Genomic DNA, 20,230 nt, shown 5'->3' with positions numbered 1-20,230 from the left:
CAGGGCGACACCCGTTATGCGGGCACCCCGCGACAAGGACGATCGTTGCATTTATCCCCTTGGCATTCAGAAGTGAGATGGGCGGCAAGGCTAGCCGGCCACCCAAAAACGGAGCGACCACAGCGTGTTGTCGCGACAGAAGTTTGACATTCAGAGCTGCAGGCATCGGCTGGGCCCCTTGCCGACTGTGCCGACAGACATCACCCTCGACGAGTGGTTGACTTCGACATCCGGGTCGGGGTCCGCGGGATCGGGCAGGCGCGGCGCGACAACGGTGTAGCCGTAGGCGGCCAGCGATTCGGCGAGCGAGGGGTACCAATGCTGTTCCGGGGACATGCCGTAGCCGTGGGCGATCAGGACCGTGGACACCAGCATCACTCCTCCAATCGAAACGCGAGAGAGCTCGGTTCTGGCAAGAGCGGAAATCGGTTCCCCCGGCGCAATTCGCAAGGAACCGAGCTTGTTCGCTTTTCCCGGCCTCAGCCGGACAGTTCCGCCAGATGCTTCGTGGCTGCTTCGACCGCTTCCCTGTCCTCACTGTCGGCGGCGAGCTCGTACCAGCGGCGCGCCTCGGCGGGATCGCCTCGCTCCGCGCTGATGAGACCCAGGCCGACCATGGCGCTGGGCGACCACTGCGGGTCGTCGGCCTCGACGCTCGTCGTGAAGATGTCCCAGGCCTCGTCGTTCGCGTCGCGCTCGTACAGGAGCTTGCCGAGCAGATAGTGCGTCATCGCGACCCACTGGGACGTGTCGACCGCCGCGGCCTCCCGGAGCGCCGCCTCGGCGATCGCCTTGTCGACTTCGTGCGCGGCCAAGCTCAGTTTGATCAAGGCCTGGACTTTGCTGTCGGGTTCTGATGAGTCGGCCGCAACGGACCAGGCAGCCTGCGCGGCTTGGAGGTCGCCGGCCTCCTCCAGGATCAGACCGAGACGGAGCGCCGAACGCGCCGCCCATACGGGATGGCCGGAGTCGATGGCGCTTTGGAGATAGTGCTGTGCCGTCCGCGTGTCGTTCTCGTCGAGATACACGCCGCCGAGAAGGTACGCGGCTTGGGGCGCGTCGTTCTTGTCGCCCAGCCCTACAGCCATCTTGAAGGCGTCGCGGATGCCATCGGTGTCGTCTCCGGTGGCCTGGAGAAGGAGCCCCAGCTTCAAGGCGGCGGAAGCCCTGATCTCAGGCTTGTCGGAGTCGATGGCCGTCCGGAGAGCATCGATCGCTTCCTCGTCGTCCCCGTGCTCGGCCAGGAGGAAACCGAGGTGATAGGCCGCGACCGGCGCCAGGTGGTCGTGGCCGGAGTCGACGACCTTTCGGTAGAGCACCGTCGCCCGCTCCACATCACCGTGCTTACGCAGACGCTCTGCTCCTGCGAGCCAGGATCGCGGGCTGCCGGCGTTCGGGTCGGTGCTGTCCGCCAAGGACTTGGCCCCGCCCAACAGGAACCGTGAGAATCGCTTCTTCTCCCCCATCGTCATACTTCTGATTCTTCTCACCGATCGTGGCCCGGGGAAGAGAGCGAGACCGGGCTCCATTCCAGCGGCAGCGCCGCCGGGAACGGAGCCCGGCTCAGAGAGATCTCTCACACATCCGGTCCGGCTCCCGGGCGGTCAGCGCCGCAGCGTGGTGACCTGCAACGCCGGCGAGGCGGCGATGTCTGCGGCGGTGAACCGCTCGGTGACCCACTGGCTGTGGGAGTAGAGGGTCGTCTGGTCGGTGTAGTGCGGCGAGGCGGGGTTCGCCGATTCCGAGTACGTGAGCAAGGTGCTGGCCTTCGGGCCGGTAGGCGACATCTCCACCGTCATCATGAAGCTGCTGCCCATGGCCCAGCTCGTGCGCGACGCGCTGGTGCCCCCGCCCTGGCCGGACGTCGGGTAGGCGTACAACACGTTGAAACAGCCTTCCCAGTCACCACAGCCGTGGAGGGGAACGTTGTCCCATCGCTTGACGTCACCCGGTGCGGCGTCAAGCGCCACTCCCTTCTTCACAGCGTCCTGCACCGCGTCGGCGAAGGCATGCTGGACCACGGGGGCCTCGCCGTCGATGCCGCGCGGCGTGGTCAGCGGCTGCTTCGGGTCGTAGGGGACGCGCCACCAGGTGGCAGGGCCCTTGGCCAGATCACCGAAGAAGCTGGCCCAGAGAACCTCGCCGTGGCTGTTCACAGTGCCGTGCCCGTCCCAGTTCCCGAGTGCGGTGCATGCGGCGCGCACGTCGACGACCGCGCCGTCGCCGGCGGTCAGCGTGGGGTGGGCCCGGCACATCGCGAGGACGTCGGCCAGCCCGACCTGAGCGCTGCGGTCGGTGTCGTCGAACATCAGCTCACGCAGCGTCGGCAGGGTGAAGCCGGCGGGTCCGAGGCCGTCGGTGCCGGCGATCCGCGCGGCGATCATGCCCAGGCCGTTCTGCGGCCGCAGGGCCAACTGTGGCGAGGCGCCGAAGACCTGCGGGTACCCGGTCAGCGGCGCGGCCGGGTTCGTGAGCGCGGGGGTGTTGTTGGAGTTGGCGACGTAGTCGCGGCGCAGCAGCGCCGGCTGGGCCGCCGGCCCGTACAGGCCCGGTTCCACGGCGTCCGGATCCGAACCCCAGTCGCACGCCGTCGTCGCCCCGTTGAGCAGCGGCACGCCGATGCCGGGGAGCGGGGCCACCCGGCAGGAGGCCAGCTGCGCGTCGGTCAGATGAGGCGTGGCCGAGTTGTCGGTGAAGTAGGCGGCGCCGGTGGTGTCGGTGGCGATGGTGTAGGTCCACGGCGAACCCTGATATCTGCGCTGGGCAGCCCGCAGCTGGTCGACGCTCTGCGCCCGGTCCATCGCCAGCCACTGGTCCATCGAGCGGATGTTGTCGGCGTTGGCGTCGCGCATCGTCAGCGCTGAGGTCGCGGTCCAGCCGTCGGCCAGCACAGGACCGTAGCGGGAGGTGTAGAGGGTCCGCACAACCGTGGTCTGCCGACCGTCCGCACCGCGGACCGTGACCGGTACCTGTCGCTGCTGCATCCGCTCCGGGCGACCGTCGACCAGGTAGCTGGTGGGATCACCGGGCACCAGTTGGAGCTGGTAAAGGCTCAGGTGATCGGAGTCGGTGGAAGTGTGAGTCCAGGCGACGCCCGCGGTGTGGCCGATCTGCACGACAGGCGTTCCGTACAGCGCGCCCCCGGTGACGTCGAGCACGCCGGGGATCGTGAGCTGGACCTGGTAGAAACGTGCGTCGCCGTTCCAGGGCAGGTGCGGGTTGGCCAACAACATGCCGGTACCGTCAGCGGTCGCGTCGGCACCGAGCGCCCAGCCGTTGCTGCCACGGCCGGTGGGTTTCGCCGCTGACAGCGAGCCCGCCAGCGCTGTGGTCGTCGTGGTCGGGGAGGTGTTCGGTGCGGGAGGCGTGGCGTTCGCGATCTCCTGACGGAGCCCGGCGGCACCGCCCAACTGATCGATGTCGAGGATGTTCGTCCACAGGTCCTCGGCGGTGATCGGCTGGACCCACGGCTGTCCCTGACACGTCGGATCCGGCAGATGCGCCACGCCGACGTCCTTCAGATATCGGTCGAACCCGGCCGCGTACCCCTCCATGAGTCGCCGCATCTCCGGAGTCGGTCCCAAGGGCGCAGGCCGGGAAAGCAGTTCGCGTACGGTGCCCGCACGCAGCAGAGCCTGGAAGTAGGTGTCACTGTCCAGGTTCGTGTCAGTACCGTTCAGCGAATCGTTGGTCCTGGCCGTAGCGCCGAAGTACCGCGAACGCTCACCGCGCAACGTCAGTACGCGGTCCGCCATCTCGCAGGCGTTGTCCTGGGCGAACGCGTATCCGTAGCCGTATCCCAAGTCGGAGTAGTTCTGCGCGAGGATGTGGGGAACGCCGTACTCGGTGCGGCGTATCTGGACTCCTGACGCGCCTTGATGCTGGTCGCCGACCGCCGACGCCCAGGGCGCCGCCACGGCCACCAGAGCCGTGCACAACGCGCTGACGATGACAGGTCTCGTCTTCCATCTCATGGTCCTGACGATCCCAGCGGTACTCCGGGAGGACATCGTCCCAGAGGGCCGCGCCTGACGTCGGCGCTTAGCCCCTGAGGCGTACTACCCCAGGAGGAAGATCTCGTCCGGCGTCTGCGCCGACCACCCCGATTTTCGAGCGAACGCCAAGGCGCCGGCCTCCCGAGGAGACCGGCGCGCCTTGTGAGCTTTGGGGATCAGATCGCAGCAGGCTCCGCAGTGCGAGTGGTGACCATCACGTCCTCCGGCATCACCACCGGAGCGCGGCGCGCCCGGAGCCCGGCCGCGGCCAGCATGGCGGCGGACAGAGCGATCCACAGGCTGAGGACAACCGTGGCGTGCGTGGCGCCCTCGCCGTGGAAGAAGGCCGTCGAGCGGATCAGGGTGGCGGCGGCACCGGCGGGAAGGTCCTGGCCCATCGCGCCCCAGGGAGTGGGAAGCAGTTCCGGGGCGCTCGCGGCGGCGGAGAGCGGGTTCGCCAGCAACATCATGGTGAGGCCGGCCAGGGGGAAGCCGCGACGGCCGAGGAGGGACGCGGCGGCGGTGGTGAAGCCCGCGACGGCGAGGACCGGGGCGGCGACGGCCGCTGTGAGGGCGAGGTAGGAGCCGGGCAGGAAGGCCAGCGTGTGGCCGGCGAGCAAGGCCAGGGCCAGACCGCCGCCGATGCCGAACAGCAGGGCGGCCAGGGCCCGGTCCCGCAGGCGGCGCAGCTTGAGGGTGATCAGGACGCCGCCGATCAGAGAGGACATGACCACCGGGAGGACCATCGACGTGAAGGCACCGCCATGAGGGTCCTTGGCCGCCGCCGGGACAACGTCCGTGACCGCGGGGGCCGGGGAGCCCGCGGTGCTGGGTGCGAGGTGCGATCCGACCTCGGTCAGCATCGCCGCCACCGTCGGGCCGGCGGCCGAGGCGACCAGCATGCGCGGGCCCTGCGTGTCGGCGACGATGGCGCCGTACGCGGTGCGGTCGGTCAGGGCGGCGCGCGCCGCCGCGTCGTCGGCCACCTCGCGGACCTTGAACGCGCCCGGCGCCGCCTGCTCCAGCCGTTGCTCGATAGCGGTGCGCAGCGGAGCGGGAGCGGAGACGGCCAGCGGCACCTTGTGCGGGGCGCTGTGGGCGGCGGGCGCGGTGAAGGCGAACACCATCAGGGCCTGGATCCCGACGGCCGCGAGAGCGACGCCGGCGGTGCGGTCGAGGAGCTTCATGGCGGGACCCCTTAAAAAGAACGCTCGTTTTGTTTACGTTCCTCATCGTGGCGCCGCCGCCGTCGGTTGTCAAGAACGAGCGTTCGTTTTATTTTGGAGTCATGCCCAAGGTCTCCCCAGAGCACGCCGCCGCCCGCCGCGAACAGATCCTCACCGCAGCCCAGAAGTGCTTCGCCCGCAAGGGCTTCCACGCCAGCTCGATGAACGACGTCTTCGCCGAGGCCGGCCTGTCCGCGGGAGCCGTCTACAGCTACTTCAAGAGCAAGGACGAGATCATCGCGGGGATGGCGGACCGCGCGGTGGGCCTGGTCCAGCCGTTCTTCGACGCCGTCCTCGCCGAGGAGCCGACCCCGCCGCTCACGGAGGTGGTGCGCCGGTTCGCCCAGTTGCTTCAGGAGCTGTCCGAGGGCCCGATGTCCGTGGCGCCGCAGGTCTGGGCGGCAGCCACCTACGACCCGGGGCTCACTCCGGCGGTCGCCTCCAACATGCAGCGGATGCGCGAGTTCTGGATCGAGCTGGCGAGCCGGGAGCGGAAGGCCGGCCGGCTCGCGCCGGACGCCGATCCCACGGCGGTCGGTTCGGTCCTGTTCACGATGGTGCCGGGCTTCCTGCTGGGCCACCGGCTGCTGGCCGACATGACCCCGGAGTTGGTCGAGCGCGGGCTGCGCGACCTGCGCGGCGCACCCCGCGATTGACAGGCTAACGTCGTTAGCTTACGGTGGAGCTAACAGCGTTAGCCACTCCGGCGGACGCGGCGCGGCAGACTGGGGACCACCATGAGCACCCTCACCACCACCGGGGCGACCGGCACCACCGGCCACCACCTCTCGTCGGCGCTGCGGCGCGGCGGCTGGGCGGGGTGGGCCGCCCTTCTCGCCGCCTTCGCGGTCCTCGAGGGCGTCAACCACGGCGCCGGCAGCTGGCTCGCGCTGGTCGCCGGACTGATCGGCCCGGACCTGACGTTCTTCGCGGCCGCCGGCGCCCACGAGCCGGTGCGCCAGGGCCAGCTGCCGCGCAAGGCGGTCCCCTTCTACAACACCGCGCACCGCACGTGGATCCCGTTCGGCCTCGCGGTGGCGTACACGGTGTCGCCGGTCTCGTCGCCGATGCTGTTCACTTTCTTGCTGGCCTGGATGCTGCACATCGCGATCGACCGCGTCGCGGGTTACAACCTGCGGACCAAGGAAGGCTTCATCCGTGGCTGACCACTTCACTGAGGCGCTCACCGAGCGGCAACGGCAGATCGCCGCGGCCGCTCGCGCGCTGCTGGACGCCGAGGGCCCCGACGGCCTCACGATGCGCCGCGTGGCCGACGCGCTCGGCATCAAGGCGCCGTCCCTCTACAAGCACGTCCCCGACAAGACCGCGCTGGAACTCCTGGTCGTCGCCGACGGGTTCGCCGAGGTCGCCGACGCGCTGGAAACGGCCACCGAGAACGCCGAGAATCCTTTGCCCGCACTGGCGAAGGCCTACCGCGACTATGCGGTCGCGCACCCACATCTCTACCGACTCATGAACTACCGGCCGCTTCGCAGGGACCTGCTCCCGGAAGGACTGGAGGAGCGGGCCGCCCTGCCGCTCCTCAAGGCGGTCGGCGGCGACAGTGACAAAGCCCGCGCGCTGTGGGCCTTCGCGCACGGCATGGTGAGTCTGGAGATCGACGGCCGGTTCCCTCCGGACGCCGATCTCCCCGCCACCTGGGAAGCCGGGCTGGCTACGTTCGCGTAAAGATCTGGAGTCCCGGGAACAAGCCGACGAGCCGGAGCTGTTGCCTGCGATCATGACCGACCTCCCGCTCCGCCTCGGTGTCATCGGCCTCGGGGCCATGGGCGCCGAGATGCTCGCCATCGCCGCGGCCCATCCCGATGTCACCGTGGTCCTCGCCGCCGACCCCGGTGGGTCCGCTTTGGAACGCGCCCGTATCGCGCACCCGGACCTGACGGTGACCGCCGATCCGACGGAAGTCGTATCCCACACCGGCATCGACGCCGTCTACATCGCGGCGCCTCCCGTAACCCACGCCGGCTATGCGATCGCCGCTATGAAGTCCGGTAAGGCGGTCTTCTGTGAGAAGCCCCTGGCAATCGACCTCGCCGAAGGCGAAGAGATGGTTGCCCTCGCCGACGCGACCGGTCTGGTCAACGCGCTCAACTACACACTGTCCGACCGCAGCGCCGCGGTCGAGGTTCTCCGCGCTGTCCGCGCAGGCGAAGCCGGAGACGTCCTCGGTGTGGACATCGAGCTGCTCTTCCCTGAGTGGCCACGAGAGTTCCAGAAGGACGCGCGCTGGGTCGCCGGCCGCGAACAGGGTGGCTTCCTCCGTGAGGTCGGCTCTCACTATGTGTTCCTCACCGACCGTGTCCTAGGGCCGCTGACTCCTGTACACACAGAGGTCTCTTACGGGGAAGAAGGGGAGAGCTCCGCTACAGGCTTGTTCTCCGCGAACGGAATCCCGGTCCGCCTCCTAGGGAACGTCGCGGCCGGCCCCGAGACCTACAGCTGGACTCTCCACGGTTCCCAGCGTTCCTACCGCATCACCGAGTGGGGCGACCTGTCCGTGGGTGACGCCGACGGCTGGAAGCCGGTCACCTTGTCCGGTCCGCGCGGCGGCGAGGACACCCGCCTCGCGGAGTTCGTCGGCGCGGTCCGCGGACGTCCGTCGACGCTGGCCGACTTCGCCGCGGGCCTCCGGGTACAGCGCGTGATCGAATCGTTCCACAGCGCCGAATAAGGCGATATCCCATTGCCGCGACCGCGGTGCGCACAACACGATGAACGCATGCTGGCCTCCCTGCTGCCCTTCCTTCTCGCGTGCACCGCGGTCGCCGCCGTGCCCGGACAAAGCACGGCGCTGATCATCCGCCAGTCGATCCGCGGCGGAAAGCGCGCCGGCGTGGCCACGGTCCTCGGCAACGAGACCGGCGTGTTCGTCTGGGGTTGCGCGGCCGCCTTCGGCTTCACCGCGCTGCTGGCCGCGTCGCAGATCGCCTACGACGGCATGCGCATCGTCGGCGCGTGCGTGCTGCTGTGGTTCGGGATCCAGTCCTTCCGTACCGCCCGCAAGATGAAGCAGGACGAGACCGCCCAGAAGCCGGACGAGCTCGACGGCGACGCCCGCACCAAGGGCGCGTGGTGGTCCTACCGCGCCGGCTTGCTGACGAACCTGGCCAACCCGAAGGCCGCGGTCTTCGCCATGTCGTTCCTGCCGCAGTTCGTCCCGGCCCACGCCCCGAAGCTCGCGGCGATGGTCCTGCTGGCCGCGTTGTGGGCCGGCTACGAGGTCTTCTATTACTCGCTCTATGTGTGGTCGGTGCAGCGGATGCGCGCGTTCTTCAGCCGCCGCAAGGTCCGCCGGCGCATGGAGCAGATCTCCGGAACCGTGATGCTCGGCCTGGCCGCGCGGATGGTCGTGGAGAACAGCTGACGGGTATCACCCGGGCATGACCGACATCGAGATCCGCCCGGCCACCCTGGACGATCTGGACGGCCTGGCCCACGACAGCGCCGAGCTGTTCGCGGAGGACGGCGTCGCCCGGGACCGTCTGCGCGATCCCGAGTGGCCGCGCGACAACGACCGCGCCCGGCTGGCCGGGCTGGTCGCAGCTCCCGACGCCCTGGTGCTGGTGGCCGTCGAGGACCGCGTCGTGGTCGGGCACCTGGTCGGCACCTTCAGCCCGGCCTCCTCGATGTGGACGGCCGCGCGCGCCGAGCTGGTGAGCACGCACGTCGTGGCCTCGCATCGCGGGCAGGGGATCGGCGGCCGCATGGTCGAGGACTTCATCGCCTGGGGCCGCGACCGGGGTGCGGCCCGCCTGCACGTCTCGGCGTACGCGGCGAACAGCGCCGCGATCCGCTTCTACCAGCGCTACGGCTTCGTCCCGCTGTCGATCGACCTAGCCCTCGAAGTCGACTAGCCGCGTCCTGAGGGCGGCCACGAGCCCGTCGTCGACGCCGAGCTCCTGTTCCGCGTAGCCGCGCACGGATCCGTACCGGGACTTCAGGTCGGCGATGAACAGCTCCATGGGCTCTTTGGGAGCGCGGGCGTAGGCCGGCCACGTGAGTTCCCGGCCCGGGTAGAAGGCCTTCCAGTCGGCGATCAAGCGCTCGGAGGCCAACTCCGTCAACGTGAAGTCGTCGACCACCGTCTCCTCGGACACACCGATCAGCGTGAGCACGAGCAGACCGATGACGCCGGTCCGGTCCTTCCCCGAGGCGCAGTGGAAGACCGTGGTCTCGGACTCCGGGTCGGCGATCACCGTGAGCACTTCGCGGATCTCTTTGACGCCGTCCTGCGCGACTTCCATATAGCGGTCGGCGAGGAAGCGCCACGGGTCGAAGTCGCTTCCCAGCGAGCCCTGGTCATAGGGCCGGTGCTCGATGCTCAGGTTGAAGTAGCGCAGGCCGGGGAGATCCGGCGCCCGGCCGGCCTTCTCGATCTCCCACGGGTAGCGCAGGTCGATGACCGTGTGCACGCCGAGCGCCGCGAACCGCTCGACGTCGGCCGGCTCCCGGAGCTTTCCGAGGTTGTCCGACCGGTAGAGCACGCCCCACTTCGTCGCGTTCCCGTCGGCGGTCGGGTAGCCGCCGAGGTCGCGGAAGTTGTGTAGGCGCTGGAAATCCACGTGTCTGGTCATGAGCCCCAGTCTGGATCACCGGGAAGGGCTACGCGGCGCCGTCCTCGCCCCGGTCGTATTCCGCCTGCGCGGCCTTCACCTCCGGCATCCGGGTCTCCAGGAACACCGCCAGGGCCTTCAGCTGGTCGGACGTACCCCGCCCGAGCTCGGTCAGCTGGTACTCGACCCGCGGCGGCATGGTCGACAACACGTCGCGGGCCACGAATCCGTCCCGCTCCAGTGCTTGCAGACCCTGGGACAGCATCTTCTCGCTGATGCCGTCGACCCGGCGGCGCAGCTCGTTGAAGCGGACCGGGCCGTCCCGCAGCGAAAGCATGATCAGCGTGCCCCAGCGGCCGGTCACGTGCTCCAGCGCGTAGCGCGACGGACAGCGCGCCTGCAGGACGTCGTAGGCCAGGTCGAGGGCGCGCTCCTCGGTCTGCACCGGTTCGACGGCTTCCGGTTCGGCGCGCGTGCTCATGGCGTCCACGGTACCTCAGAAGCTTTCCTGAAGAAAGCACTACCCTCCAGGTTGCGCTTTCCAAAAGTTAGTGCCATCGTAGGACCCGCGCTAACCAATCGAAAGTGTCTAGGAGCAGCCATGACCATCGCCATCACCGCCGCCAGCGGCCACCTCGGCCGGCTCATCGTCGAGGACCTGCTGGGCCGCGGCGTCCCGGCCGAGCAGATCCGCGCCGTCGTGCGCACGCCCGAGAAGGTCCAGGACTTCGCCGACCGCGGCGTGCAGGTGGTGCGGGGCGACTACGCCGACACCGCCGGCCTGGCCGAGGCGCTGCGCGGCGCCGACAAGTGGATCTTCGTCTCCACCTCCGGCTCCAACGAGGAGCGGCTGGCCCAGCACCTGACCGCGGTCGAGGCGGGGCGGGAGGCCGGAGTCGGCCACGTGATCTACACGTCGATCCCGAACGCCGAGACCAACCCGATCGGCTTCGCCGCCGTGCACAAGGCGACCGAGGCGGCCATCAAGGAGACCGGCCTGCCCTACACGTTCCTGCGGAACAACTGGTACTGGGAGAACCTCACCGGCAGCCTCCCGGCCTTCGTCGAGCACGGCGCCATCATCGGCTCGGTCGGCGACGGCCGGATCGCCTACGCCACCCGCGCCGACTACGCCGCCGCGGCCGCCGCCGTCGCGACCGGCGAGGGCCACGAGGGCAAGGCCTACGAGCTCACCGGCGACCGCGCCTACAGCTACGCCGAGATCGCCGCGGAGGTCTCGCGGCAGGCGGGCAAGGACGTCGCGGCGGTGAACCTGGACCCGGAGGAGTACCGCACCACCCTGGAGGGCTTCGGCCTGCCGGCTTTCCTCGCCGAGGGCCTGGCCGACGCCGACGTCCAGATCTCGCACGGCGCGCTGGAGCAGGTGACCGACACCCTGCGGACGCTGATCGGCCGCCCGACCACGCCGGTCGCCGACGCCGTCGCCGAGGCGCTTAAGAACTGAATAAGGAAGCGACGGTGGTGCGCGCGGATCCCTGGGTCCGCGCGCACCGCTTTTGCATACTCGGCCCGTGGTGACACTGGCCGGAGTGGGGAAGCAGTACGGTCGCGGACGCCCGGTCCTGGCGGACGTCGACATGACGGTGCGCGCAGGCGACGTCGTCTCGGTGGTAGGGGGCAACGGTTCGGGGAAATCGACACTGCTTCGCATCCTGGCCGGAATCACGTTGCCCACTACGGGAACGCTGACCGACGTCCCCTATAGCGTCGGCTACGTACCAGAACGCTTCTCCGCCAACACGCGGATGGCGGCGCACTCCTACCTCTGCCACATGGGACGGATCCGCGGTCTGCCAACACGACGTGCCAGTGAGCGTGCGGACGAACTCTTAGAGCGCCTCAAGTTGGAGCCCGGTCCCGAGTTCTCCATACGAGACCTCTCTAAAGGCAACGCACAGAAGGTCGCTGTAGCGCAGTCTCTGATGACACGCCCGGACCTCCTGATCCTCGACGAACCATGGTCCGGCCTCGACACGTCAGCGCACGGAACGCTGTCCGCCCTCATCACTGAGACCGCGGCAGCCGGGGCCGCCGTCGTCTTCACTGATCACCGGGAGTCCGTGGCCCGCATGGAGGTCTTCCAGCGCTACGAGATCGAAGGCGGCCGAGTCCGGAAGTCGCTGCGACGCCGTCAGGGTCACCGATGAGGGCCCTGATCCGCTATACGTTGGCGAACCTGTTCGTCTCTCAGCGCTTCGTCCCACCGACGTTCCTCTACATGGTGCTCCTGGCGGTCCTCACCAGCAGTGATCCAGGGCCCCTGGTCACTGTGTACGCGGCTGCCGGCGGTTCCCTTCTGGCGGCGAGCGTCTGGATCACCGTCGCGGTGGCCAACGCCGAGGATCCCGTCGGGCGGTGGGTGCTTCTCGCCAATGCGCGTCGCACATCGGACATCGTCATAGCGATCGCCGCATCAGCGCTTCTCTATGAGGTCGCGCTCATCGGGATCGGGCTTGTGTATCCGCTGGCTACGGGCCACCACACGGTCACGGTCTCGGGTCTGGCGATCGGGGCCATCGCGGAACTCACCTGTGCGCTTGTCGGGACGGGCGTCGGGTTGCTGTGCGCGCGTCCGGTCATCGTGCGCACCGGCGTCTCGACCCTGGCCGGGATCGCCATGGTTCTGGTGGTCCTGCTCGTCAAAGCGCTTCCGCCGGTCTCCCCGATGTTGCAGAGGATGACCAGCGGAAGCGCTGCTCGTACCGCTCTCACTCTTACCGACGCTGTGCCGTACGTCGGCTTCGCCATTCTCGGCGCGGCCGCCCTATACGGTTGCGGCCTGCTCGCCCACCGAGTCGGTCGGCGCCGGGACTGACTTCTTTCCCTTCTTCGGCGCCTTCTCCTTCTTGGGCGCGGCCGGCAGCACCGGCTCGTTGCGCAGCGCTCGCAGGGCGAACAGTCCGGTGAGCACCAGCACCACCGCACCGGCCAGCGCCGCGGAGTGCAGCCCCGAGGAGTAGGCGTCGCGCGCCGTGGTCAGCAGGGTGTGGGTCGCGGCGTCGGGGAACTGCTCGGCGACGGCGGCCGCACCGCCGATGGTCTCGTGGGTGGTGGCCACCGCGGCGTCGGGGACGCCCGCGGCACCCGCGTTCGCCATCTTGTGGTGGTAGATCGCCGCGCCGACGCTGCCCAGCAGTGCCATGCCCAGCGAGCTGCCGAGCTCGGCACCGGTCTCGTTCAGCGCCGAGGCCGAACCGGCGCGCTCGGCCGGGGCCGCCGCCAGCACCATGTTGCCGACGATGCTCTGCGCCGAGACCACGCCACCGGCGGCGACGCCCGCTCCGATCAGCACCACGACCACCGGGTTGCCCGGGTGCACCGTGGTCAGGATCAGCGCGCCGGCCGCGGAGACCAGGAAACCGAAACCGATGATCTTCGCCGGCTTCACCTTGGCGGTCAGCGCGCCGGTGACGCCCATCCCGACGCTGATGAACGGCATCGCGGCCAGCGACCACAGCGCGGCGGTGAAGGGCCGCATCCCGATCACGGACTGCATGTACTGCGTGTTGAACAGGCTGAAGCCCATCAGGACGAAGTTGCCGCACAGGTTGACCAGCATCGGCGCCCGGAAGTTCGGCTTGCGGAACAGCTCCATGTCGATCAGCGGGTTGCGGGCGGTGTGCTGCCGGACGACGAAGGCGATCGCCAGGGCCACGCCGAAGGCGAGGGCGCCCAAGGCCGTGACGCTGAAGCCGTCGACCGCGAGCTGCTTGACGCCGTACACGGCCGGGAAGATGGCGGCCATCGACAGGACGGAGCCGGCGACGTCGAAGCGGTGCCCGCTCTTCGTGGCCTTGTACTCCGGCAGCAGGAACGGGCCGATCATCAGCAGCAGGGCCATCGCGGGCAGGTTGATCAGGAAGACCGAGCCCCACCAGAAGTGGTCCAGCAGCGCGCCGCCGACGATCGGGCCGAGCGAGACGCCGCCGATCAGGCCGCCGGTCCAGATCGAGATGGCGGTCTGCCGCTGCTTGGGGTCGGGGAACATGTTGCGGATCAAGGCCATCGTCGACGGCATCAGCGTCGCGCCGGCCACGCCCAGCAGGGCCCGGGTGCCGATCAGCAGCTCGGCGCTGCCGGAGTAGGCGGCGACGACCGAGGCCGCTCCGAACGCCGTGGCGCCGATCAGCAGCAGCCGGCGGCGTCCTATCCGGTCGCCGATCGCGCCCATCGTGATCAGCAGACCGGCCAGGGCGAAGCCGTAGGCGTCCATGATCCACAGCTGCTGGGTGGCGCTCGGCTTCAGGTCCGCGCTGATGAACGGCAGGCCGAACAACAGCACCGACATGTCCATCGAGATCAGCAGGCAGGGCAGGACGAGGACCGCGAGGCCGATCCACTCCTTGCGTCCGGCCCGTGCGGCCGGGGCGGCGTCTTCAGTGCTCTGGTTCGTCGTCATGAGAGGAACGTACATCCGTCTTGGACGTTTGTACAAGACTTTTGTGCGAGACCATCGTTCAATACACGCGTGCGAGACATCCGTCTGAGACTCGGGTAGGCTCGACGCATGAACAACCGTGACGCCCTCCTGGCCGGCGCCAAGAAGTGCCTCCTGGAGAAGGGCTACGCCCGCACCACCGCACGCGACATCGCCACCGCCGCGGACGTCAGCCTGGCCGCGATCGGCTACCACTTCGGGTCCAAGGACGCGCTGATGAACCAGGCGATGTTCCAGGCCATCGGGGAGTGGGGGGAGCGGCTGGAGGAGGCCTTCACCAAGGCCGGCGGTGACATGACGGTCGAGGACCGCTTGGTGCGCGTCTACGACGAGATCGTCGCGACGTTCGACGAGAACCGGGCACTGTGGATGGCCAGCTTCGAGATCATCATGCAGCTGGACCGCATCCCGGGGGCCCGGGATCTGTTCCTCGAGGCGTTGCCCGCCGCCCGGGCCGGGATGGTGGCCATGATCGTCGGGGTTCCCGAGGCCGAGGTCGACCGGGACACCGAGATGTCGATGGGCGCCGTGCTCTACTCGCTGATGGCCGGCCTGCTGATCCAGCGCTTCGCCGACGCCACCCGCACGCCCACCGGCGCGGATCTGGCCGCCGGGCTGCGGCGGCTGGCCGACGCGCTGGACGGGAAGCCGGAGTCCGCCGGCTCCTGACCGGCGCGTCAGGCGGTTCCGGTGGCTCCGGCGGTTCCGGCGGTTCCGGTGGCTCCGGCGGCTCCGGCGGCTCCGGCGGCTCGCGGCGGGGAACCTCAGCGGATTTGAGGTAGGTCAGGACGCCGACCGGGATCAGCCGGCGATCGCCTGACCCAGGCTGACAGCGGCCAGCACCACCATGACGGCCGCGGCCACCCGGACGATCAGGTGCAGCGGGAGCACCTTCAGCAGCCCGCGGCCCCCGATGATCGCGATGCCGCCGACCGCCCACAGCCCGAGCACGGCGCCGATGCCGACGGCGAGCGGGTCCCCGTACTTGGCGGCCAGGTTCGCGGTGACGATCTGCGTCAGGTCCCCGAACTCGGCGACCATGATCACGCCGAACGCGGTGCCCGCCACTTTGCCGAATCCGGCCCCGGTGCCCAACTCCGGCGCCTCCTCGACCTCTTCTTCGCCCTCTTCCTTGCCGTGGCTGCGCAGCATGAGCACCGCGCCCAGCAGGAACAACCCGGCCACGATGGCCTGCAGCGGCCGTTCGGGGATCAGGGAGAGCACCGAGCCGGCCGCCACGGCCAGCACCACGTGCACGGTGAACGCCGCCGCGACCCCGCTGAACACCCACATCGGGCGGTACTTGGTACCCAGGACCAGGGAGGCGATGGCGGTCTTGTCCGGCAGTTCGGCCAGGAACACCACCCCGAAGGTGGTGAAGAGGGCGGCGACGTTCACGAGGCGCTCACGGCGTCAAACTACCGCCCGCTCCCACCTGCCGCGAGCCCGTACGGGCGCCGGGTCCGATCCAGGTCCGCCGCGGTCCCCAGGGCGGATATCCAAGATCGCATCGAATGATGGTAGCTCGACCGGGTGATACAAACGGCATTAGTCTCGGAAACCCCCACCCAAGGGGCACGCGGGCGGCCACACTGTGGGAATGAGCCCAGCACGCAGCGTATTAGCTGAAGAACTCGGTCGGCGTCTGCGCCGGCACCGACTGGACCTCGGCTTGTCCGGCCTGGAGGTCGCGGCCCGCGCCGGCGTCACCCAGCCCTCGGTGTCGAAGATCGAGCGGGGCATGATGCTGCCCTCGGCGGAGGTGCTGGAGCGGGTACTCGGCGTCCTGGCCCTGGGCGACGACCACCGCACGGACCTGCGTGACCTGCTCTCGCGCGCCGTCGACGACGCCGCCGACCGCCGCCGCCACGGCCGGGGCCTGGCCCTTCTGGACGCGATCGCCGAGCGCGAGCGCAACACCACCGCGCTTCGCTCCTTCTCCACCTCGATGATCCCGCCCTTGCTGCAGACCGCCGACTACGCGCGCTACGCCGCGCGCCTGACGCCGTGGATGTCCGAACGCGAACTCGGCCGGGCCTCGGCACTGCACCTGGAGCGCCAGGGGGTGCTGTTCGAACAGGGCCGCAGCTTCGAGTTCCTGCTCACAGAGAGCGCGCTGCGGCTGTGCCCGGGGCCGCCGACGCTGGCCGCCACCCAGGCCGACCGGCTGCGGGTGCTCTCGGCGCTGCCCGGGGTCCGGATCGGCATCGTCCCGGACGGCGCGGCGGTGACCGAGGTGTTCCCGCTGTACGGGTTCACCCTGCACGACGACGCCGCGGTGGCGGTCGAGACCTACACCGGCGAACTGCTGCTCTCCCGGGCCGACGAGATCGCGGCGCACGCCGCCGTGCTGGACGCCTACGCGGCGGTCGCGGCCTATGAGCTGGAGACGGTCACCGGTCTCCTTACGGGTGACAGGCGGCCGACGGCGTCTATCCCGGCGCCGGCCGGGGCAGGAACCGGCTGACGATGTCCGCACACGGGGCCGGGCCCCGGAGCCGAGCCGGGGAGCCGGGCGTCGGGCCCCGGCGCCCGGCGGCCAGGTCGAGTGGTCGGCCCAGTCCAACACAATCCATACAGGTGACCGCAGACCATTGATCCATGCGGATGGGTCACCGATTCCTCACAAGTGGTGTAGAACCAATGGGTATGAGTGCGGTGCGAAGTCCTTACGCTGCCAAGCTGGGCGGCCGGATCCGGCAGTTCCGGATGGAGCGGGCGCTGTCCAGCGGCGAACTCGCGTCCGCGGCGGCCGTCACCTCCTCGGCGGTGTCCAAAGTCGAGCACGGCAAGATGGTCCCGAGCCGGGACGTGCTGGCCCGGATCGTCACCGCCCTGAACCTGCCGGCCGAGGAGCAGGAGAGCCTGTTCGACCTGCTGGGTCAGGCGGCCGCGGACGCGGCCAGCAACCGCGGCTACGGCAAGGGTCTGACACTGCTGAACCAGATCGCCGACCGGGAGCGGGTCTGCTCGGCGGTCTCCACGTTCTCCAACTCGATCATCCCGCGTCTGCTGCAGACCGCCGAGTACGCCCGGGACGCCAACCGGCTCACGCCGTGGCTGTCCGAGCGCGAGGTCGGGAAGGCGGCGCTGACCCACACCGAGCGGCAGTCAGTGCTGTTCGAGGACGGCCGCGAGTTCACCTTCCTGATCACCGAGGGGGTGCTGCGCACCTGGCCCGGCGAGCTGACGGTGATGGCCGCGCAGTTCGACCGCCTGCGGCAGATGGCGGTGCACCCCGGGGTGCGGCTCGGCATCCTGCCCTGGACCTCGGCGATGCGCGGGCTGCCCATGGTCAGCTTCACCGTCTACGACGACCGCGAGGTGGCCGTCGAGATGTTCACCGGCGAGCTGCTGATGGCGCAGCCTGACAAGGTCTCGACACACGTCGCGCAGTTCCGCCGGTTCGAGGAGTCGGCTGTGTACGGTGAGAAGGCGATCGAGCTCATCAACCGGGTCGAGATGGACCTGGCGCGGCTGCCGCAGCTAAACCTGGATGACGAATCATCATCCAAATAAGGGAACTTCCTTGAAATGCCATAGAATCGATGCCTTGTGGGGCTAGCCTGACTGGTGGGAGGGCGGAACCGCCCCCTCCGCACTGCCCAGGAGGCCCCAGGTGTCGTATTGGTCCCGTTCGTTCCCCGGGGCGGCCGAGTGTCTCGCCGAGGTCCGCCACTTCACCCAGATGGTGCTCGGCAACGCGCCGGGCGCCGATCTCGTGGTCCTGGCCATCTCCGAACTGGCCGGGAACGCCATCGTCCACACCGCCAGCGGCGAACCCGGCGGGCAGTTCGTCGTGCACCTGGCCGCCTTCGCCGACCGCTGGCAGGTCCGGGTCGACGACGAGGGCGCGCCGAGCGACCCCCGGATCGTGGTCGCCGGCCTCGACGAGGACGGCGTGGCGAGCTGGGACGCCGAGGCCGGCCGCGGACTGGCGATGGTCGCGGCGATCTCCGAGAAGTGGGGCGTGCTCGGCGACAGCCGGGCGCGCGCCGTATGGGCCGAGATCCCGTACCCCGTGCTGAACGGCACGGCCGCCGAGTGCGTGATGTCGGGGGACATGCTCGACGCGCTGGAGGCCGCGGCTGACGCTCTGGACGCCGAGGACGACCCGGATCAGGGCTTTGACGCGCAGGACGACGGCGGTCCGCGGGGCGCCGACGCCGAGCGCGAGGCCGCCGGACTGCCGGCGGCGGCGAGCGTCGCCGACTCCGGCGACGCGGTCGGCGATCCGGGGAGCTCCGCCACGCCGACCGACCTGGCGACCACGCCCCCGCGGATCCCGGCCGCGCGCTGGCCGGGCCGGGTGAGCGATCCGAAGATCGCCGAACGCCATCGGCAGGCGACCCACCGCGCGGTGTTCATGCGGGCCCTGATCGGGAACGCGTACGTCGAGACCATCGGGCCACGGCCGCTGCCGTACTGGCCTCCGTTCCCGAATCCGCATGCGCTGCCCGGGGCGCAGGCGGCCCGGGCGGGTCACCGGACCCGCGAGCTGGAGGGGCAAGAAGCGGGGTAGCGCGCGGCGTGGGGCCGGGACTGTCGAGCCCGGACGCGACGATAATGAGCTCCCTAAAGCGACAAATCTCCGCGAAAGGTCCCCCCGCGATGCGTACTCGTCCCATCCTGGCCGCCAGTGGCTCAGCCCTCTTATTCGCCTGCGGCGGCACCGTCGCCCATGCCGGGGACGGCGGTGGCGGCGGGCTCGGCCGACTCGGCGGTGTCGGCACGGTCGGCGCCGCGCTGCCGGCATCCGGAACCGCCTTCTCGGTGGTCGAGGACGGCGACATGGTGATGGAGTGCGACGGCGTCGTGCACCGCTTCGAGGTGCGGGGCGCCGGGCGGTTGCGAGTCGGGAACCGGATCGCCGGAGCCACGCCGACCGCCGTGGTGAGCACCGACGCCGAGCAGCTGACCGGCTACGACGCCGATCTGGGGACGGTGACCGTGACCGAGAAGGCGCCGGTGCTGGGGGAGATCGTGGCGCCGGCGGAGGGCCGGCCGTACCCGGCGGCGGAGTCGTTCGCCCAGGATCTGACCGTCGCGATGGAGCACAGCCCGTGCCGCGGCGGGCGGCCCGCGGCGTACGCGAGCAAGACCGCGTTCCCGTTGCTGAACACGGATCTGACGGCGTTCCCGCCGCGGAACGCGGTGTACCTGCTGACGGATCCGGTGGAGCTGGTGGACGTGACGGACCCGTCCGCGCCGTCGTTCACGCTCACGGCGTTCCCGGTGACGGTCAGCCGGACCGTGTGACGGACTCCGGCGGCCGGGGCGCCACCGCGTGGAAACCGTCGAAGAGCGGGCCGCCGAGCCGGTCCAGGACCTCGCGGGCGACGGCGGCGGTGGCGGCCTCGTCGTCCCGCGCCCGCAGCCAGCGCTCGGCCAGGTCCGCGTCCAGGGCCCGCAGCTCGCGCAGCAGCCATTTGCCGTTGCCGTTCCAGCAGTTCGCGACCGCCAGGGCCTGCTGCGCCGCGTCGGTCCACAGAGTGGCCGCGATGACCCGCCGCTCACCGGGATCGGTGGCGTGGGTCAGGTCGTCGAGCAGGTCGGTGAGGCCGTAGCGGGCCAGGTCCCGCTGAGCGGGGTGCAGCGGTTCGGGACCGGTCTCCAGGATCGTGCGGCAGCGCTCCTGCCAGTCGGCCGGGTTGCCGACCAGGGCCACGCCGGCGCCGACCATGCGGTGCAGCGTGGGTTTGCGGGCCGCGTACTCCTTGCCGAGCCAGTGTTGCAGGGTCTGCTCGTCGTGCACGAACATCTCGGCCGGCCAGGCGCGGAAGACCAGCGACTCGCGGCGCGGGGCCAGCGGGTCCCCCGAGGGGAGCACGACGACCAGGTCCAGGTCGGAACCCGGCGTGCGGTGCGCGGTCAGCACACTGCCGGCCAGCACGGCCCACAAGGCCTGCGGATACCGTTCACGGACCAGAGCTCGGGCATCGGGGATCGGATCGCGGTCCATCCCGGGATCATCCA

General features: G+C 69.8%; 23 protein-coding genes. 14 read left to right on the top strand and 9 right to left on the bottom strand.

All coding sequences use genetic code 11. The features are described from left to right. Positions 1-150: 150 nt before the first annotated feature. The 4 genes from ABD466_RS07070 to ABD466_RS07055 form a co-directional block, all read right to left on the bottom strand. On the bottom strand, positions 151-369 hold the full coding sequence (locus tag ABD466_RS07070) for a hypothetical protein (RefSeq protein ID WP_344656127.1): 219 nt from the start codon (positions 367-369) through the stop codon (positions 151-153). A 110-nt stretch (positions 370-479) separates the two neighbouring features. After that, positions 480-1,529, bottom strand: coding sequence for a tetratricopeptide repeat protein (locus ABD466_RS07065; protein ID WP_344656126.1), 1,050 nt, complete (start codon positions 1,527-1,529; stop codon positions 480-482). A gap of 75 nt (positions 1,530-1,604) precedes the next feature. Continuing rightward, positions 1,605-3,974, bottom strand: a complete 2,370-nt coding sequence (locus tag ABD466_RS07060) for a penicillin acylase family protein (RefSeq protein ID WP_344656125.1) — start codon at positions 3,972-3,974, stop codon at positions 1,605-1,607. A gap of 197 nt (positions 3,975-4,171) precedes the next feature. Then, positions 4,172-5,182, bottom strand: coding sequence for a hypothetical protein (locus tag ABD466_RS07055; RefSeq protein ID WP_344656124.1), 1,011 nt, complete (start codon positions 5,180-5,182; stop codon positions 4,172-4,174). Positions 5,183-5,283: 101 nt separating this feature from the next. Here ABD466_RS07055 and ABD466_RS07050 point away from each other — a divergent pair, with 101 nt between their 5' ends. The 6 genes from ABD466_RS07050 to ABD466_RS07025 all read left to right on the top strand — a co-directional run bounded on the left by ABD466_RS07050 (position 5,284) and on the right by ABD466_RS07025 (position 9,096). Beyond that, positions 5,284-5,877, top strand: a complete 594-nt coding sequence (locus tag ABD466_RS07050; RefSeq protein ID WP_344656123.1) for a TetR/AcrR family transcriptional regulator — start codon at positions 5,284-5,286, stop codon at positions 5,875-5,877. An 81-nt stretch (positions 5,878-5,958) separates the two neighbouring features. Beyond that, positions 5,959-6,387 carry a DUF4260 family protein gene (locus ABD466_RS07045; protein WP_344656122.1) on the top strand — a complete coding sequence of 143 codons (429 nt, stop codon included), beginning with the start codon at positions 5,959-5,961 and terminating at the stop codon, positions 6,385-6,387. Then, entirely contained in the window at positions 6,380-6,910 is a 531-nt protein-coding gene (locus ABD466_RS07040; RefSeq protein WP_344656121.1) for a TetR/AcrR family transcriptional regulator, read from the top strand. The genes ABD466_RS07045 and ABD466_RS07040 overlap by 8 nt, the downstream gene beginning before the upstream one ends. Before the next feature lie 52 nt (positions 6,911-6,962). After that, complete coding sequence (locus ABD466_RS07035; protein ID WP_344656120.1) at positions 6,963-7,913, top strand: Gfo/Idh/MocA family protein; 951 nt, start codon at positions 6,963-6,965, stop codon at positions 7,911-7,913. Positions 7,914-7,961: 48 nt separating this feature from the next. Next, a complete protein-coding gene (locus ABD466_RS07030) occupies positions 7,962-8,606 on the top strand; it encodes a LysE family translocator (protein WP_344656119.1) in 645 nt (214 codons plus the stop codon). A 16-nt stretch (positions 8,607-8,622) separates the two neighbouring features. Beyond that, positions 8,623-9,096: a GNAT family N-acetyltransferase gene (locus ABD466_RS07025; RefSeq protein WP_344656118.1), complete on the top strand. Its 474-nt coding sequence runs from the start codon at positions 8,623-8,625 to the stop codon at positions 9,094-9,096. On the opposite strand, the gene ABD466_RS07020 is transcribed toward ABD466_RS07025, so the two are convergent. Beyond that, complete coding sequence (locus ABD466_RS07020) at positions 9,076-9,816, bottom strand: tyrosine-protein phosphatase (protein WP_344656117.1); 741 nt, start codon at positions 9,814-9,816, stop codon at positions 9,076-9,078. The genes ABD466_RS07025 and ABD466_RS07020 overlap by 21 nt on opposite strands. A gap of 28 nt (positions 9,817-9,844) precedes the next feature. After that, positions 9,845-10,276 carry a winged helix-turn-helix transcriptional regulator gene (locus ABD466_RS07015; protein WP_344656116.1) on the bottom strand — a complete coding sequence of 144 codons (432 nt, stop codon included), beginning with the start codon at positions 10,274-10,276 and terminating at the stop codon, positions 9,845-9,847. Positions 10,277-10,396: 120 nt separating this feature from the next. Here ABD466_RS07015 and ABD466_RS07010 point away from each other — a divergent pair, with 120 nt between their 5' ends. The 3 genes from ABD466_RS07010 (at position 10,397) to ABD466_RS07000 (ending at position 12,631) form a co-directional block, all read left to right on the top strand. Then, a complete protein-coding gene (locus ABD466_RS07010) occupies positions 10,397-11,260 on the top strand; it encodes an SDR family oxidoreductase (RefSeq protein WP_344656115.1) in 864 nt (287 codons plus the stop codon). Between the two features lie 67 nt (positions 11,261-11,327). Next, complete coding sequence (locus tag ABD466_RS07005; RefSeq protein WP_425558567.1) at positions 11,328-11,963, top strand: ATP-binding cassette domain-containing protein; 636 nt, start codon at positions 11,328-11,330, stop codon at positions 11,961-11,963. Then, on the top strand, positions 11,960-12,631 hold the full coding sequence (locus ABD466_RS07000) for a hypothetical protein (protein ID WP_344656114.1): 672 nt from the start codon (positions 11,960-11,962) through the stop codon (positions 12,629-12,631). Before ABD466_RS07005 ends, ABD466_RS07000 begins: the two co-directional genes overlap by 4 nt. Here the strand turns inward: ABD466_RS07000 and ABD466_RS06995 are convergent. Beyond that, the gene (locus tag ABD466_RS06995) at positions 12,581-14,215 is read right to left on the bottom strand and encodes an MFS transporter (protein ID WP_344656113.1); all 1,635 of its coding nucleotides are present in this window, start codon (positions 14,213-14,215) and stop codon (positions 12,581-12,583) included. The two genes, ABD466_RS07000 and ABD466_RS06995, sit on opposite strands and share 51 nt — an antisense overlap. Before the next feature lie 108 nt (positions 14,216-14,323). On the opposite strand from ABD466_RS06995, the gene ABD466_RS06990 reads away from it, so the two are divergent. Further along, positions 14,324-14,923: a TetR/AcrR family transcriptional regulator gene (locus ABD466_RS06990; RefSeq protein ID WP_344656112.1), complete on the top strand. Its 600-nt coding sequence runs from the start codon at positions 14,324-14,326 to the stop codon at positions 14,921-14,923. A 132-nt stretch (positions 14,924-15,055) separates the two neighbouring features. Here ABD466_RS06990 and ABD466_RS06985 read toward each other — a convergent pair whose 3' ends face one another. Further along, the gene (locus ABD466_RS06985; RefSeq protein ID WP_344656111.1) at positions 15,056-15,652 is read right to left on the bottom strand and encodes a TMEM165/GDT1 family protein; all 597 of its coding nucleotides are present in this window, start codon (positions 15,650-15,652) and stop codon (positions 15,056-15,058) included. Positions 15,653-15,854: 202 nt separating this feature from the next. Between ABD466_RS06985 and ABD466_RS06980 the strand changes: the two genes are divergently transcribed. The 4 genes from ABD466_RS06980 to ABD466_RS06965 all read left to right on the top strand — a co-directional run bounded on the left by ABD466_RS06980 (position 15,855) and on the right by ABD466_RS06965 (position 19,513). After that, a complete protein-coding gene (locus ABD466_RS06980; protein WP_344656110.1) occupies positions 15,855-16,721 on the top strand; it encodes a helix-turn-helix domain-containing protein in 867 nt (288 codons plus the stop codon). A 182-nt stretch (positions 16,722-16,903) separates the two neighbouring features. Beyond that, positions 16,904-17,773: a helix-turn-helix domain-containing protein gene (locus ABD466_RS06975; protein ID WP_344656109.1), complete on the top strand. Its 870-nt coding sequence runs from the start codon at positions 16,904-16,906 to the stop codon at positions 17,771-17,773. Between the two features lie 100 nt (positions 17,774-17,873). Next, a complete protein-coding gene (locus ABD466_RS06970) occupies positions 17,874-18,776 on the top strand; it encodes an ATP-binding protein (RefSeq protein ID WP_344656108.1) in 903 nt (300 codons plus the stop codon). 89 nt (positions 18,777-18,865) lie between these two features. Beyond that, positions 18,866-19,513 carry a hypothetical protein gene (locus tag ABD466_RS06965; RefSeq protein WP_344656107.1) on the top strand — a complete coding sequence of 216 codons (648 nt, stop codon included), beginning with the start codon at positions 18,866-18,868 and terminating at the stop codon, positions 19,511-19,513. Here ABD466_RS06965 and ABD466_RS06960 read toward each other — a convergent pair. Further along, positions 19,497-20,216 (bottom strand): nucleotidyltransferase domain-containing protein, encoded by a 720-nt coding sequence (locus tag ABD466_RS06960; protein WP_344656106.1) that lies wholly within the window; start codon positions 20,214-20,216, stop codon positions 19,497-19,499. The genes ABD466_RS06965 and ABD466_RS06960 overlap by 17 nt on opposite strands. Positions 20,217-20,230 lie beyond the last annotated feature (14 nt).

Origin of the sequence: Catenulispora subtropica (assembly GCF_039531675.1) — a bacterium.
Classification (GTDB): Bacteria; Actinomycetota; Actinomycetes; order Streptomycetales; family Catenulisporaceae; genus Catenulispora; species Catenulispora subtropica.
The sequence above is the reverse complement of the archived record's forward strand: the minus strand, read 5'-3'. Positions and strand labels throughout refer to the sequence as shown.

Bases quoted from the DNA above. Each gene is read 5' to 3' on its own strand.
- ABD466_RS07000 (WP_344656114.1), top strand. From the start codon at position 11,960: ATGAGGGCCCTGATCCGCTATACGTTGGCGAACCTGTTCGTCTCTCAG.
- ABD466_RS07035 (WP_344656120.1), top strand. From the start codon at position 6,963: ATGACCGACCTCCCGCTCCGCCTCGGTGTCATCGGCCTCGGGGCCATG.
- ABD466_RS07065 (WP_344656126.1), bottom strand. From the start codon at position 1,529: ATGGAGCCCGGTCTCGCTCTCTTCCCCGGGCCACGATCGGTGAGAAGA.
- ABD466_RS06980 (WP_344656110.1), top strand. From the start codon at position 15,855: ATGAGCCCAGCACGCAGCGTATTAGCTGAAGAACTCGGTCGGCGTCTG.
- ABD466_RS07045 (WP_344656122.1), top strand. From the start codon at position 5,959: ATGAGCACCCTCACCACCACCGGGGCGACCGGCACCACCGGCCACCAC.
- ABD466_RS07020 (WP_344656117.1), bottom strand. From the start codon at position 9,816: ATGACCAGACACGTGGATTTCCAGCGCCTACACAACTTCCGCGACCTC.
- ABD466_RS07055 (WP_344656124.1), bottom strand. From the start codon at position 5,182: ATGAAGCTCCTCGACCGCACCGCCGGCGTCGCTCTCGCGGCCGTCGGG.
- ABD466_RS06975 (WP_344656109.1), top strand. From the start codon at position 16,904: ATGAGTGCGGTGCGAAGTCCTTACGCTGCCAAGCTGGGCGGCCGGATC.
- ABD466_RS06995 (WP_344656113.1), bottom strand. From the start codon at position 14,215: ATGACGACGAACCAGAGCACTGAAGACGCCGCCCCGGCCGCACGGGCC.
- ABD466_RS06990 (WP_344656112.1), top strand. From the start codon at position 14,324: ATGAACAACCGTGACGCCCTCCTGGCCGGCGCCAAGAAGTGCCTCCTG.
- ABD466_RS07025 (WP_344656118.1), top strand. From the start codon at position 8,623: ATGACCGACATCGAGATCCGCCCGGCCACCCTGGACGATCTGGACGGC.
- ABD466_RS06965 (WP_344656107.1), top strand. From the start codon at position 18,866: ATGCGTACTCGTCCCATCCTGGCCGCCAGTGGCTCAGCCCTCTTATTC.
- ABD466_RS07050 (WP_344656123.1), top strand. From the start codon at position 5,284: ATGCCCAAGGTCTCCCCAGAGCACGCCGCCGCCCGCCGCGAACAGATC.
- ABD466_RS06960 (WP_344656106.1), bottom strand. From the start codon at position 20,216: ATGGACCGCGATCCGATCCCCGATGCCCGAGCTCTGGTCCGTGAACGG.
- ABD466_RS07010 (WP_344656115.1), top strand. From the start codon at position 10,397: ATGACCATCGCCATCACCGCCGCCAGCGGCCACCTCGGCCGGCTCATC.
- ABD466_RS07030 (WP_344656119.1), top strand. From the start codon at position 7,962: ATGCTGGCCTCCCTGCTGCCCTTCCTTCTCGCGTGCACCGCGGTCGCC.
- ABD466_RS07015 (WP_344656116.1), bottom strand. From the start codon at position 10,276: ATGAGCACGCGCGCCGAACCGGAAGCCGTCGAACCGGTGCAGACCGAG.
- ABD466_RS07060 (WP_344656125.1), bottom strand. From the start codon at position 3,974: ATGAGATGGAAGACGAGACCTGTCATCGTCAGCGCGTTGTGCACGGCT.